The organism is Flavivirga algicola (assembly GCF_012910715.1).
GTDB lineage: Bacteria > Bacteroidota > Bacteroidia > Flavobacteriales > Flavobacteriaceae > Flavivirga > Flavivirga algicola.
In genome coordinates, this window is the sequence record NZ_JABBHF010000013.1 from 20,813 (window position 1) to 34,948 (window position 14,136).

The following is a 14,136-nucleotide window of genomic DNA, read 5'->3' on the forward strand; positions in this document are numbered from 1 at the left end:
TCTTAACAGAATTCAGAATGCATGTTTTAGCAATGAATTAAATGAAGACAAATTGATAAAAGAATACGAAAACATTAAGGTTATTGGTTTTGATGCAGATGATACTCTTTGGGTCAATGAGACCTATTTTAGAGAAGCTGAAGAAACATTTGGTAAATTGTTGTCAGATTACGAGACTCCCAATAAAATTGACCAAGAATTGTTTAAAATGGAAATGGCCAACCTACCTGTATATGGATATGGGGTTAAGGCTTTTGTGCTATCTATGGTTGAGTCCGCTTTAGAATTATCAAACTATAATGTGCCGCATAAAACTATTGAAGCCATACTCAATATTGGTAAGAATATGCTTGAAAAACCAGTAGAATTACTTGATGGTGTTGAAGAGGTCTTGGAAATATTTTCGAAAAAGTACCGTTTAATTCTTGCTACTAAAGGCGACTTGTTGGATCAAGAACGAAAACTAGAGAAATCGGGGCTTACAAGTTATTTTCATCATATAGAAGTTTTAAGTGATAAACAAGAATCTAATTATTCTAAACTATTAAACCATCTCGACATTAAACCGTCTGAGTTTTTGATGATAGGAAATTCTTTAAAATCCGACGTATTGCCATTGGTCAATATAGGTGCTCATGCAGTTCATGTACCTTTTCATACTACTTGGGCGCATGAGCAAGTCACAGAAAAAGATACTAACGGAAAAGCTTATAAAACGATAAGTAGTTTGCGAGATATTATAAAATTATTAGAATAATTGAAGATAATAGATATTAATACTTGGAATAGAAAACAGCATTATGAGCATTTTTGCGGGTTAAAGGATCCATATTTTGGCGTAATCATTCCTTTTAATGTTACCAAAGCATATAAGTTTTCGAAAGAGAATAGCATAAGTTTTTTTGCTAAGTATCTACATGATTGCATGAAAGCTATTAATGCGATTGATAATTTTAGATATAGAATAGAAGGTGGAAATGTGGTAGATTATGAAACCATTCATGCCTCGGCTACCATTATGAGAAATGATAAAACGTTTGGCTTTTCTTTTATTGAATATCACAATGATTTGAATATTTTTGTAAAAAATATAAGAAATGAAAAAGAAAGAATTGAAAACTCAACAGTATTGTATCCTCCTCAAAATGGACTGAACTGCATACACTGTTCCGCAATACCTTGGTTCCACTTTTCTGGACATAAAGAACCCGTTTCTGGAGAGTTGGATTCGGTGCCAAAAATTGCATTCAGTAAGATGAATGAAGTTAATAAAGAACTCATGATGAATGTTTCTATTCATGTAAATCATGCATTAGTTGATGGCTATCATGTAGGTTTATTTTCCGAAAAACTTCAAGAATACTTAAATCAATAAAATTTAAAATAAATATTATTTTTACCTTTTGTAAAAAAAATCTGTTAAATGAATTATAAAAACTTTCCAATGGTGCCAAGAGTTATTTTTGGCAGAGGTAGTTTCAATCAGTTAAACGATATTTTGTCCCCAAAACGTTTGAACATCAATGCGCCTTTTATTTATTTGGTAGACGATGTTTTTAAGAATAATTCCTGGTTAACCTCAAGAATACAACTATCATACGATGACAAGATCATTTTTATTTCTTCAAAAGAAGAGCCTAAAACCTCTCAAGTAGATGTGTTGGTTGAAGAAATTATTTTATTAACAAAAGAACGCCCATCTGGAATTATCGGTATAGGAGGCGGTACGCTTTTAGACTTGGCCAAAGCAGTAGCCATTATGTTGACAAATGAAGGAGAAGCGAAGGACTATCAAGGTTGGGATCTAGTGAAAAACGAAGGCATCTATCATGTTGGTATTCCAACGATATCTGGCACAGGAGCTGAGGTTTCCAGAACAACCGTTCTTACGGGGCCTCATAAAAAGCTTGGTATCAATTCAGACTTTACACCATTCGACCAAGTTATATTAGACTCTGAACTTACAAAAAATGTGCCTACAGACCAATGGTTTTACACTGGAATGGACTGTTACATACATTGTGTGGAATCGTTAAATGGTACTTATTTAAATGCTTTTAGTCAAAGTTATGGTGACATGGCTCTGGATTTATGCAAAGAGATTTTTTTAAGTGATGACCTTTCTGAGGTTGAAGCTCAGGAAAAATTAATGATGGCCTCCTGGCATGGTGGTATGAGTATTGTTTATTCTCAAGTAGGCGTTGCTCATGCGATGAGCTATGGTTTATCTTATTTATTGGGAACAAAACATGGCATTGGAAATTGTATAGTTTTTAATCATTTAGAAGAGTTTTACCCTGAAGGCGTAAAGCTTTTTAAGGAAATGAAAGCAAAACATCATATTGAATTGCCAGAAGGTATTTGCGCTAATTTGTCTGATGATGAATTTAATACTATGATCGATATTTCATTAAGTTTAGAACCACTTTGGGAAAATGCTTTAGGAAAGAGTTGGAAAAAAACGATAACACGTGAAAAATTGAGGGCGCTCTATCAAAAAATGTAATATGCGATGGCTGGCTAAACTTATTTATTTTAAGTTATTAGGGTGGAGAGTTGTTGGTAATGTAGACATCTCTAAACCTTCAATTAAAAAAGCAGTAATTATAACCGCACCCCATACAAGTTGGCATGACTTTTATATGGCTATTCTATTGCGTTCTGTGTTAAATGTAAAAACAAATTTTATTGGTAAAAAAGAATTATTTGTATTTCCAACAGGATGGTTTTTCAGGGCTTTGGGTGGCGTACCTATCGATAGGCATACCAAAGAAAACAAAGTAAATATAATCGCTAAACTATTTGAAACAAAAGAAGAGTTCAGAATGGCTTTAGCGCCCGAAGGAACTCGTACAAAAGTTGACAAATGGCGCACAGGATTTTATTATATAGCCAAGAAGGCCAAAGTGCCTATTATAATGATTACTCTTGATTTCAAAAATAAACAGAACAAAATATCTGAGCCTTTTTACCCAACGGATGACAAAGAAACCGATTTTGAGTTTATGTATGATTATTTTAAAGATGTAAAAGGTAGGATCGTCGAATATTCGTAGTATTTTTTTGATTTGTCATAAATATGGCATAAATTTTGAATATTATTTATTGTATTATTAGAAATGAAACATAAAGTAAACAATTATTTGTTCCTAAAAAGAAACATTTCTATAACACTTAAAACAAAAAGCTACCTTAGTAAATGAGGTAGCTTTTCGTTTATAATATTTTTGTTTGATGTTATTTTGTATCTTTTAGAGCATTATCAATAAGTGTTCTTAAATGTTGCTTATGTGCTCTAGATGCTATATTCCCTGTATTAGATGCCATAGCTTTAATATTTTTTAAATTATATAAAGCCATAGATTTTGCATTATTGGTATACCTGCTGCTTTGTTTACCTGTTAGCATGTCTATGAGCATATTAGTATATTCCAACTGTAAGTTTTGTCTAAAAGAGTTGATGTTGGAATAAATATCAGCCTTAAAAACAGCTCTATTTAAATCATTCATAAAAGTTGATAGGCTATAGGTGTTACCATATAATTCAGAATCTGTGATTCTTTGTAAAGTATTGGGGTGTAATATGTGATTGAGTACATTTTTTTGATACCCAAGTACTTGGCTATGTATTTTAGGGTCTTCAGGCGTTCTAAAATTAAACCCTCTTCTTTGCATTGCTAGATAGTTATATAAATCGTTGGGGGCATTAAAGGCATTAGGTGCAAATACATATTTGCTTAAAGCGGCCATAGCTCGTTTTTGATCTGCGAAACTAACTGGTGTATAAGGTTGTTTTTCATTATTTTGTCCTGCCATAGACCTGTCTACATATACACCACCAATAAATCTTGAAATAACATTGGCAGCACTTCCTCTTTGGCTACTTAAAATATAATAGGCTTGTCTTAACTCTTGATAAGATTGCCCTGATTTAGTAAATTTCTCTTTTATACTACCCATCATGGTATTGATCGTTTCAAACCGATCGATAGAATATCTAATTTGATCATTAGACATATCTCCCACCATGACTCTGGGATCAATAGCTTTTCCAGGAGAACGCATATCATCAGCATCATTACCAAAAATAAGCTCTGGTTTGGTTGATTGATTTAATAATTTTGTCCGCTCAGGTTTTGTTTTAAAAGGGGTATAACCAAATTGAATCGCCCAAATATCATAAGGGCCAACAGCTGTATCGTAATATTGACCTTGCTTGGTTCGATCTTTTGTGATGTTAATAGCTGCATAATCCATCACAGAGCCTGTAAGGCATTTACCTTTTATAAAATCGGCATCTGCCAATTGTTCGGGGGTGAATAATTGGCTAGCCTTCATATTGTGGTTTAAACCTAATGTATGCCCAATTTCGTGCATAATCAAAGCAGTCATGGCTTCTTTTTTCATACGCTTCATCTCCAAATCTGAAGCATTTGTAGCTTTCAATACAATATTTCCGAAGAGGGTATTTTCATGCATAACATGTCCTAAAGAGCAATACATATTGTGATCTTCTTCTATATTTGTATTCTCAAAAGTCTCATGCAACGATGCTAAATCAAATAATTTATCATACATCACCCTGTTAGTAAAATGTACATATTCTAACATAATGTCTGCGCCTAAAATCTGACCTGTTTTTGGGTTTACAAAACTGGGGCCATATCCACCAAAAGGAGGTTGCGGAGAAGATGTCCAACGCAACACATTATACCTTATATCTCCAGCATCCCAATGGGCATCATCTGGCTGAATTTTTACAGCCATAGCGTTTTTAAACCCTGCTTTTTCGAAAGCGACGTTCCATTGTAAAACTGCTTTTTTTATAGTTTCACGCCATTCTGCAGGTGTTGAGTTTTCTATCCACCAAGTAATAGGCTTAACAGGTTCTGAAATAGTAGCATCTGGGTCTTTCTTTTTTAAGTTCCAACGATGTACCAGATCACGATATGGCGTCGCACTGGTAGATGTTTGATCATCTACTTTAGTTGTGAAATAACCTACTCTAGGGTCATCGTATCTAGCCTCGTAATCGTTTTCGGGCATGGCTATTAAGCTATGAAATACTTTAATGCTAACATTTCTTCCATCGGCAACGGCATTAGAACCTCTGTTTAATACAGAGGGAGAAGAATACACATATTCTACTGCAAGATCTGTATTGTTATCATAATTACGAATGGCAGCTATTTTGGTTTTTGTTTTATTTAAATTTCCTAATTTAAAGGCGTTTGGAGTAGATCTGGGTGATCTTGGTCGTTTAATTTGTGACAAGGTTTCGGCTAAAAATAGATTATCGGCTTTTATTAAATACAGTCCCTTTTTTTTATCTTGGCTTTCAATTTTTATACTAGCCATGTTACCATTGCTTATATTGGCATCTTTAGATTTTGAAAGCTCACTTTCTGGGTCAAAATAAAAAGAGATGTTTTGTGTTATAAATTCAATCTTATTAAAATATTTTTGAATTTTAAATACTTTGGAGCCTCTGTAGGAGCCTCTAATAATTCTGCCAGCATCCATAACACCATCTGCAATTTGACTAAAATAGATATACTCTTTGTCTAATTGATCATCAGAGATTATCATTCTTATAGATCCTGTTATTGTATCTTGATAAATAGTGAATAGACCATCAATTTTTTTACTAGATTTAACCAGTTCTGTAATCGTTTTTTCCTTTGTTTTTTTCTTGACAGGCTTGGGAACAATTTCTGTCTGATTTTTTTTCTTTCCTCTTTTCTTTTTTTGGGCTTGTGCATTTTCAGATACAGCAAAAAACATGAGAGTCAATACAAAACAAATAAGTTTTGCCGTTCGTAAATTTTTAAATTTCATAATATTAAAACGATTAGAATTCAATTTATATTGAATGTTTAGAATTAGTCGCTATAAAATTAGAGATAAAGAATAGCTTATATCTATAAAAAAATGTTAAAAGAAATCTAATGTTGTATGTTTTAAAGACTTATAGTAGACAATATATCAGTATCTTTAACCATTATGATAAAAGACACTAAGATTGCCGTACTCATTGATGGCGATAATATTCCATCAAAATACATTTCTGAAATGATGGAAGAAATAGCAAAATACGGAACGCCAACGATAAAACGAATTTATGGAGACTGGACTAAGCCCCATTTATCTAAGTGGAAAAGTATATTGCTTGAAAATGCTATTACACCAATTCAGCAGTACAGCTATACTACTGGAAAAAATGCTACAGATTCCGCTATGATTATTGATGCGATGGATATATTGTATTCGGAAAAAGTCAATGGTTTTTGTTTGGTGTCTTCCGATAGTGACTTTACAAAATTGGCTACACGGTTACGAGAAGCTGGGATGCAGGTGTATGGGATGGGGGAGAAGAAAACACCAAATCCTTTTATTGTAGCCTGTGATAAGTTTATTTATCTGGAAATCCTTCAAAAGGATGTTGAAAAGGACACTAAAGAGGGACCTTCTAAAAAGAAAAACTTATATAATATTACACCTAAGGTTATAAGGCTTCTTAAGAATTCAGTATCTGATGCCGCAGATGATGATGGCTGGGCATTTCTTGGGGATGTTGGTTCTTTGATACTAAAAAAGCAACCTAATTTTGATTCTAGAAATTTTGGTTTTGATAAGTTAACACCGCTTTTTAAGTCGTTGGATCATTTTGAAATTGAACAACGCGATCAAAGCAATGGACGGTTTAAATTGATTTATGTTAGGAACAGGTGATTTGTTATAGATTTAATGGACTAAATTTAACCTATCATCATCATCATCATTCGAAATGGCTTTCTGCTTTCGCATGAATGGTAAAGTAATTTTGAAATAACAATGACGTTTCTAATGTCGTTTATTTTGAGAATATCGTTTAAGTTTATGATAAAGATGAGTGACTAGGGCTTAGAGGTTACCTAAAATTTTGTCCATAACCCAACTAGTATGAAGAGCAGAACTACCAGAAGAGGGATGTATATAGTTTTTTTTGACTAGCATGTCTCTCATGCCTTCTACATGATGAAGCTGGATATGTTTTGGGTTGTCTATAACCAATTCTTCATGTTTTGTATCACTGTTTAGAATGATTGGATTGTTGTGAAACACAGAAAACAAAATGGTTCCTTTATTGCCAAAAATTTGAACTTTATCGGTATGATCATCACAACCAAAATTCCAACAACCAGACCCTGTAGTACCGTTTTTATGCACCCAACAGGCAGTAACGGCATCTTTTGACGTGTAAAGCCCTTGCTGATTCAGGCTTATACCATAAGCATTTTTTATATCACCAAGTAGGTGTGAAAACAAGTCTAGTCCATGGCTTGCCAGATCGTCAAAATAACCACCAGGAGCTATATTAGAATCTGTTCTCCAGTTATATGATTTAGATTTATCTATATCGCTGGCAGGTTTGCTTAGATGCCAATCGATATGCCTCACTTCTCCTATATAATTTTTTTCTAACCAATTCTTTATTTGATTAAAACGAGGTAGCGATCTTCTGTAATATGCAACAAATAAAGGTAAATCTTGATTTTTGAAAGCATTGTATATTTCAAGGCTATCTTTATAGGAAGGAGACATTGGTTTTTCTATACAACATATCTTTCCTGCATTTACAACTTTTAATGCATAAAATTTATGTGTATCTGGAGGTGTGGCTATATAAACGGCATCAATGTCATTATCATTAATCAAGTCATCTGCATTAGCATAAACTTTATTTATATTATGTCTTTGCGCATAGTCCTTGGCTTTATTAAAATCTCGTCTCATAACGGCTGTTAGCTCAAAACCATCCGTTGCTTTGTAAGCGGGACCACTTTTAACTTCAGTAACATTTCCACAGCCAATAATTCCCCACCTAACAGAGCTGTTTAATTTTTGAGAGTTTGGCATGTGGTCTTATTAAATTGAGAAAAATTTATTCTGCATTTTCTTCCATAGTATGGTATACGTTTTGCACATCATCGTCGTCGTCTAACTTTTCTAAAAGTTTTTCAACATCAGCAGTTTGCTCTACAGTAAGCGGTTTTGTTACTTGAGGGATTCGTTCAAATCCAGAAGATAATATTTCAATACCTCGGGCTTCTAGTTCAGCCTGAATGGCTCCAAAACTTTCAAAAGGCGCATAGATTAATATCCCATCCTCGTCTGCAAAGACCTCTTCGGCACCAAAGTCAATAAATTCTAGTTCAATTTCCTCAGGATCTAAACCTTCAGCATTAATTCTAAAATTACAGGTATGATCGAACATAAACACAACAGATCCAGATGTTCCTAAACTACCATCACACTTATTAAAATAACTGCGTACATTGGCTACGGTTCGGGTATTATTGTCGGTTGCAGTTTCAACTAAAATTGCTATACCATGCGGTGCATAGCCTTCAAAGATAACTTCTTTATAATCACCTTGACTTTTATCACTTGCTTTTTTAATGGCACGTTCTATATTGTCCTTAGGCATATTAACAGCCTTGGCATTTTGTATAACGGCTCTTAAGCGGGAATTACTGTCTGGATCTGGACCACCTTCCTTTACTGCCATAACAATGTCTTTGCCTATGCGAGTAAAGGCTTTGCTCATGGCTGCCCAACGTTTCATCTTTCTTGCTTTTCTAAATTCAAAAGCTCTTCCCATAATATAAATTCTTTTATGTTCGTTCCCTCATAAGGAAGGAATCTATTTTAATATATAAATAATTTAGCCTCGCAAAGTTAAAAAGCTTGCTGTCAAAAACAAATTATTCTTCATCAGGTTCAACTATGGCTTCTATAGCGCCAGCTAGCTTAAAATCTTTATCGGTAATACCATTGGCATCATGGGTGGATAATGAAATTGTAAGGACGTTATATACATTAGACCAGTTTGGGTGATGGTTTAAAGCTTCACATTCAAAGGCAATTCTACTCATAGCACTGAAACAATCTTTGAAATTTTCGAATTCAAATTCGGCATGAATAGCATTGTCGTAATAATCCCAATCTGGAAAATGTAATAATCGTTTTTCTATATCTTGTTCTGAAAGTTTGCTCATAAAATTTGATATTTAGGTAGATGTGATTTTACTAATTTAACGATTTCAAGAATTAAAATCAATTATATTTTTAATTCCAATATTATTTCTTGACTTTTAAGTTGAAGATGCTTGGGCAATAAGTTATATTTAGGCAATACCGCCAGATATCTATCATCATTAGTGGTATAAACATTTTTATAAATTACTTTATTGTTTAATTCAAAGGAATCAACAATTTCTTTTATAAAATCGTCATGATGTACCAAATCGCTACTTCCTAAATGAAAAATTCCCGATTTATTTCGATTGATTATATAGTGAACTTGCTGTGTTACTCTCGCATCATTGGTCACATTCATAATTAAGTTTGGAAATACTTCTATGGCTTCTTTTGCTTTTATCTGTTCATGTATTTCTGTTATTCTGGGGGATTGGGCACCAAAGACCATTGGTAATCTTAAAATGACTATTTGTTTTTTAGGCATACGCAATAACATATTTTCAATTTTAATCTTGAAATGCCCATAAATGCTATGGCTTAAAGTTTTATCGGTTTCGTAACTGGGATATTTACTGTAGGCATCAAAAACATTGGCAGAGGATAGGAAAATAAGTTTTATTTTATTTGTAAAAACATACTCCGCAAGGTGCTGGTGTGCGATTAATTGTGCCGAAAAGTTACCACGAAGCGCGGAAATAACAATGGTAGGTTTAACGATATCTAATATTTCATAAACATCATCTTCCTCAATGTTGTATTGAAAGAAGTGTTTGTTCTTTTCATGTTGTTTATTCGATGTGTTGTATGTTCCGAATGTTTTGAAGTAGGCGCAGAGCTCTTTATAAATAGCGTTGCCTAAAAAACCACTGGCACCCAGTATTAAAATTCTATGTTTACTCTCTTTCCCCCTCCCTTTCATTTAATAGAAAATACTTTTGTTAACCTTTATAAAAAGGTAATTTTATTACCGTTGCCGATATGGCTTTTTTGCGTATTTGAATATTTATTTTACTGTTAATATCTGCAAAAATAGTTGGAACATAGCCCAAGCCTATACCTTTACCTAATGATGGTGACATGGTTCCCGAGGTAACCGTTCCAATTTTGTTTCCGTTACCATCAACAATATCATACCCTTGCCTTGGAATACCACGCTCGTCAAGCTCGAAGGCAATTAATTTACGTTCTGTACCCCGTTGTTTTTCGGCTTCTAAGGCTTTAGAATTTGTAAATTCTTTATTGAATTTACATACCCAACCTAGACCAGCTTCAATAGGGGAGGTGGTATCATTAATATCGTTTCCGTAGAGGCAATAGCCCATTTCCAGTCGTAAGGTATCTCGTGCTGCCAATCCAATAGGCTTAATATCGTAACCTGCTCCAGCTTTAAATACGTTATTCCAAATTTGTTTTACCTCGCTATTTTTACAGTAAATTTCAAAACCCCCACTACCTGTATAACCAGTAGCAGAGATAATAACATGGTCTATACCAGCAAAATCGCCAACTACAAAATTATAGGATTTTATAGCAGATAGGTCTTGGCTGGTAAGGGGTTGCATAGCTTCAACAGCTTTTGGCCCTTGAATGGCAAGAAGGGAATAATCTTCGCTCAAATCGCGCATAGTAGCACCAACATCATTTTTAGATTGAATCCAATTCCAATCCTTTTCAATATTACTTGCATTAACAACTAGTAAATAGGTTTCTTCTTTTATTTTATAGATGATTAAATCGTCTACAATGCCTCCGTCATCGTTAGGTAAACAACTGTATTGTGCTTTACCAATTGTTAATTTCGAAGCATCGTTGCTTGATACTTTTTGAATTAAATCTAAAGCATGTTCGCCTTCAATTAAAAATTCACCCATATGCGATACATCAAACACACCAACTGCCTGCCTAACGGTTTCATGTTCTATATTCACACCTTCATATTGAACAGGCATATTGTAACCTGCAAAAGGTACCATTTTAGCTCCAAGAGCTTCGTGAGTTGATGTTAATGCAGTGTTTTTCATAGTTAATTATTAATAATTAAATTTTGTAGCGCAAAACTACACAAATTCGCAAGATTACTATTGAAAAAATTTTGTTAAAAAGTGAAGTGTCCAAATTATTATGGAATTCTGTCCTTTAATTCAAATTATAAAAAGTTATTGATACACTTTTTTAAACCCTAATGGAGTATTTCCTGTTTTTAGTTTAAAAACTTTAGAGAAATAAGCATAATCTTGGTATCCTATCAGCTCCGAAATAGTAGATAAAGAATTATTGGAATGAACGATTAAACGTTTAGATTCAAGGATTACCCGCTCGGTAATTAAATCTGTGGTCGTTTTCCCTAAAGTTGTTTTTACAATTCTGTTCAGGTGTTTTGGGGTAATATTTAATCTGTTAGCATAAAATTTTACAGATTTTTTTGTTTTGTAGTGAGTATCAATATCCTTTTCTAAAGATCGCAATGTTTCTACATAAGTTACAGATGTAACATTTTTTATGGATTCGTATGTACTATATTGCCTTGCTAGATCTATATAAACAGTATTTATAAGGCTTGCTATTTTTTGTTTTTTATATACCAAACTATTTCGGTACTCATCATTAATGCTCTTAAATATTGGTTCTATTGCTGTTATTTCGTTTGAATTTAAATGAAGCGTTGGTCTGTTTTTATATGAATAGTAATATGGAAACTGCTCCAGTTTGCTTTTTGAAAAATGCAGTTCGTAAAAGTTCTGTGTATGAAAAAATATGTATCCATCGGGCTGATTGTCAAATATCCAATAATGCGTTTGACTTGGCCTTAAAAAAAATACACTGCCAGGTTTTACTTGATAAGTGTTAAAATCTATCTCATGAATGCCTGAACCTTCAGAAAACAAAACACAAAGAAAAAAATCATGCCGGTGCGGCTTATTAAAAAAGTCTTTATTCTTTTCTAAATGACTCTTTAGGTCGTTACTGTAGAAGTTTGACATAGGTATACTTTGCTCAAACTGCTGAATATTTAAAACAGGAATGTTCTTCATAAGATATTATTATGTCCTAAAAATACAAAAAATGGCGTATTATTTAAGAGTATTATTTTTAAATGATATGTTAACTTTGTCAAATGATTTTCAATGATATAAGATGAATCTATTACTAATTTTAAAGAGTAAATGTCCGCAGTGTAGAAAAAATAACATTTTTAGTTCGAAGGGTAATTTGTTGTTGTTTCAAATTCCACTAATGAATGATACGTGTAAAAAATGCAATTTTAAATTTGAAAAGGAGCCAGGTTTTTTCTTTGGAGCTATGTTTGTAAGTTATGCGCTAGCAGTAGCCGAATTTATTGGTGTTTTTGTAATGTCTTACTTTATTTTTGGATTATCTCTTCTGGTTTCCTTTTTTACAATCGTTCTATCTGCTATTTTGCTTAGTACCCTAAATTATAAGGTATCAAGAACCATTTGGATTTACCTGTTTTTTAACTCGAAAGTTAAAGTGTAAGAAGTTTTTTGGATATTCCTTTATTGGAATTGAGTTAATCATTATATATAGCTGAATCAAAATAAAATATCACATGGAATCAGCCCTGACAGGTTTAAAAAACCTGTCAGGGCTCTTTTGTCTATATAAATCACCAGCGCCGTTTATGTCAAATTATTCTGATTTAGCTTTAAATAAAAGCCCATAGTTTTTAATCAAAAACTATGGGCTTTTTAAGTATAGCAGCTAAAATGATTAGTGACGTCTAACTAAAAAATCACTTTAATAAATAATTCTTCAAATCTTCATAAGTAGAAATCAACACAGATACTTTTTCTTTATCCATAACCGATTGAATTTGTTCAGGAAGCGGTTGTTCTTCTTTTATAACGGCTTCAACCACGTCTAAAAATTTGGTTGGGTGTGCTGTTTCTAAAAAGACGCAATGGGCGTTGGGGTTTTCTTTTAAATAGGCTTTAGATCCTAAATAGCCAACAGCACCATGCGGATCTGCCACGTAGTTAAATTGTGTATAGATTTCTTGCATGGCTTCTCTGGTTTCATCGTCAGAAAAGCTAAAAGAAGATACATTGTCCTTTAAGGTTTCAAACTTATTTTTATAGATCTCCTGAATGCGGATAAAGTTGCTGGGATCTCCAACATCCATGGCATTACTGATGGTTTGTACTGATGGTCTTGGTGTGTACAACTGAGTTTTTAGATACTCAGTCACCACATTATTTTCATTATTTGAAGCAATAAAATGATTGATAGGTAATCCTAATTGTTGCGCCATCATACCAGCACAAACATTTCCAAAATTTCCACTTGGTACAGAAAACACAATGTCATTATATTTTTTATGTAATTGTTTGTATGCAAATATGAAGTAAAATAATTGTGGTAACCAGCGAGCGACGTTTATAGAATTGGCAGAAGTTAACTGCATTTTGCTTGTTAATGCGTCATCTAAAAAAGCCCTTTTTACCATGGCCTGACAATCGTCAAACGTGCCATTAACTTCTAAAGCAGTAATATTTTGTCCAAGTGTTGTTAATTGTTTTTCCTGAATATCACTTACTTTTCCGCTCGGATATAGGATTATCACATTGACACCTTTAACACCAAGAAAGCCATTTGCCACGGCACCACCAGTATCACCAGAAGTTGCTACTAAAACGGTAACTTCATTGGTGTTATCTTTATTAAAATACCCTAAGCAACGTGCCATAAAGCGTGCGCCAACATCTTTAAATGCCATAGTTGGTCCATGAAACAGTTCTAGAGTGGAAATATGATCGTTTAATTGCACTACAGGAAACTTAAAAGATAAGGTTTCTTCAACAATTGTTTTTAAAACATCTTCTGGAATTTCTGGAGATACAAATTGCTTAATGGCCTGGAATGCAATTTCTGTATGTGATAATTGGTCTATATTTTTAAAGAAATCATCGCTTAGAGGCGTAATACTTTCTGGAAAATACAATCCTTTATCTGGTGCTAATCCTTTTATAACAGCATCTCTAAAAGATGTATTTGGCGCTTGTTTGTTTAAACTGTAATAATTCATTTTTAGATTGACCACAGACAGAAGACGAATGACCGAATTCGGTTTGTGATAGTTTTAATTAATATTTT

The 14,136-nt window shown here is 33.3% G+C and carries 14 protein-coding genes; 6 read left to right on the plus strand and 8 right to left on the minus strand.

The genetic code is table 11. The annotated features are described in order from the left end of the window. The first annotated feature begins 52 nt into the window (after positions 1 to 52). The 4 genes from HHX25_RS18510 to HHX25_RS18525 are packed head-to-tail and all read left to right on the plus strand — an operon-like array spanning position 53 to position 3,056. Positions 53 to 757, plus strand: a complete 705-nt coding sequence (locus HHX25_RS18510) for an HAD family hydrolase (protein ID WP_169676545.1) — start codon at positions 53 to 55, stop codon at positions 755 to 757. Further along, on the plus strand, positions 758 to 1,375 hold the full coding sequence (locus HHX25_RS18515; protein ID WP_169676547.1) for a CatA-like O-acetyltransferase: 618 nt from the start codon (positions 758 to 760) through the stop codon (positions 1,373 to 1,375). Between the two features lie 48 nt (positions 1,376 to 1,423). Beyond that, positions 1,424 to 2,506 (plus strand): iron-containing alcohol dehydrogenase family protein, encoded by a 1,083-nt coding sequence (locus HHX25_RS18520; RefSeq protein ID WP_169676549.1) that lies wholly within the window; start codon positions 1,424 to 1,426, stop codon positions 2,504 to 2,506. 1 nt (position 2,507) lies between these two features. Continuing rightward, complete coding sequence (locus HHX25_RS18525; RefSeq protein ID WP_169676551.1) at positions 2,508 to 3,056, plus strand: 1-acyl-sn-glycerol-3-phosphate acyltransferase; 549 nt, start codon at positions 2,508 to 2,510, stop codon at positions 3,054 to 3,056. Positions 3,057 to 3,237: 181 nt separating this feature from the next. On the opposite strand, the gene HHX25_RS18530 is transcribed toward HHX25_RS18525, so the two are convergent. Next, positions 3,238 to 5,838 carry a zinc-dependent metalloprotease gene (locus HHX25_RS18530; protein ID WP_205958070.1) on the minus strand — a complete coding sequence of 867 codons (2,601 nt, stop codon included), beginning with the start codon at positions 5,836 to 5,838 and terminating at the stop codon, positions 3,238 to 3,240. A gap of 165 nt (positions 5,839 to 6,003) precedes the next feature. On the opposite strand from HHX25_RS18530, the gene HHX25_RS18535 reads away from it, so the two are divergent. Beyond that, positions 6,004 to 6,732, plus strand: coding sequence for an NYN domain-containing protein (locus HHX25_RS18535; RefSeq protein ID WP_169676553.1), 729 nt, complete (start codon positions 6,004 to 6,006; stop codon positions 6,730 to 6,732). 171 nt (positions 6,733 to 6,903) lie between these two features. On the opposite strand, the gene HHX25_RS18540 is transcribed toward HHX25_RS18535, so the two are convergent. The 6 genes from HHX25_RS18540 to HHX25_RS18565 all read right to left on the minus strand — a co-directional run bounded on the left by HHX25_RS18540 (position 6,904) and on the right by HHX25_RS18565 (position 12,056). Continuing rightward, on the minus strand, positions 6,904 to 7,899 hold the full coding sequence (locus tag HHX25_RS18540; RefSeq protein WP_169676555.1) for a Gfo/Idh/MocA family protein: 996 nt from the start codon (positions 7,897 to 7,899) through the stop codon (positions 6,904 to 6,906). A gap of 25 nt (positions 7,900 to 7,924) precedes the next feature. Continuing rightward, complete coding sequence (locus HHX25_RS18545; protein ID WP_169676557.1) at positions 7,925 to 8,644, minus strand: YebC/PmpR family DNA-binding transcriptional regulator; 720 nt, start codon at positions 8,642 to 8,644, stop codon at positions 7,925 to 7,927. 103 nt (positions 8,645 to 8,747) lie between these two features. Then, complete coding sequence (locus HHX25_RS18550) at positions 8,748 to 9,041, minus strand: 4a-hydroxytetrahydrobiopterin dehydratase (protein ID WP_169676559.1); 294 nt, start codon at positions 9,039 to 9,041, stop codon at positions 8,748 to 8,750. 62 nt (positions 9,042 to 9,103) lie between these two features. Beyond that, entirely contained in the window at positions 9,104 to 9,943 is an 840-nt protein-coding gene (locus HHX25_RS18555; protein WP_169676562.1) for a sugar nucleotide-binding protein, read from the minus strand. A gap of 19 nt (positions 9,944 to 9,962) precedes the next feature. Beyond that, positions 9,963 to 11,045 carry a glycine cleavage system aminomethyltransferase GcvT gene (gene gcvT / locus HHX25_RS18560; protein ID WP_169676564.1) on the minus strand — a complete coding sequence of 361 codons (1,083 nt, stop codon included), beginning with the start codon at positions 11,043 to 11,045 and terminating at the stop codon, positions 9,963 to 9,965. Positions 11,046 to 11,180: 135 nt separating this feature from the next. Continuing rightward, the gene (locus tag HHX25_RS18565) at positions 11,181 to 12,056 is read right to left on the minus strand and encodes an AraC family transcriptional regulator (RefSeq protein ID WP_169676566.1); all 876 of its coding nucleotides are present in this window, start codon (positions 12,054 to 12,056) and stop codon (positions 11,181 to 11,183) included. Between the two features lie 202 nt (positions 12,057 to 12,258). Between HHX25_RS18565 and HHX25_RS18570 the strand changes: the two genes are divergently transcribed. Continuing rightward, the gene (locus HHX25_RS18570; protein WP_240964574.1) at positions 12,259 to 12,519 is read left to right on the plus strand and encodes a DUF983 domain-containing protein; all 261 of its coding nucleotides are present in this window, start codon (positions 12,259 to 12,261) and stop codon (positions 12,517 to 12,519) included. A 256-nt stretch (positions 12,520 to 12,775) separates the two neighbouring features. Here the strand turns inward: HHX25_RS18570 and thrC are convergent, their stop codons facing one another. Next, entirely contained in the window at positions 12,776 to 14,068 is a 1,293-nt protein-coding gene (gene thrC, locus HHX25_RS18575; RefSeq protein ID WP_169676570.1) for a threonine synthase, read from the minus strand. Positions 14,069 to 14,136 lie beyond the last annotated feature (68 nt).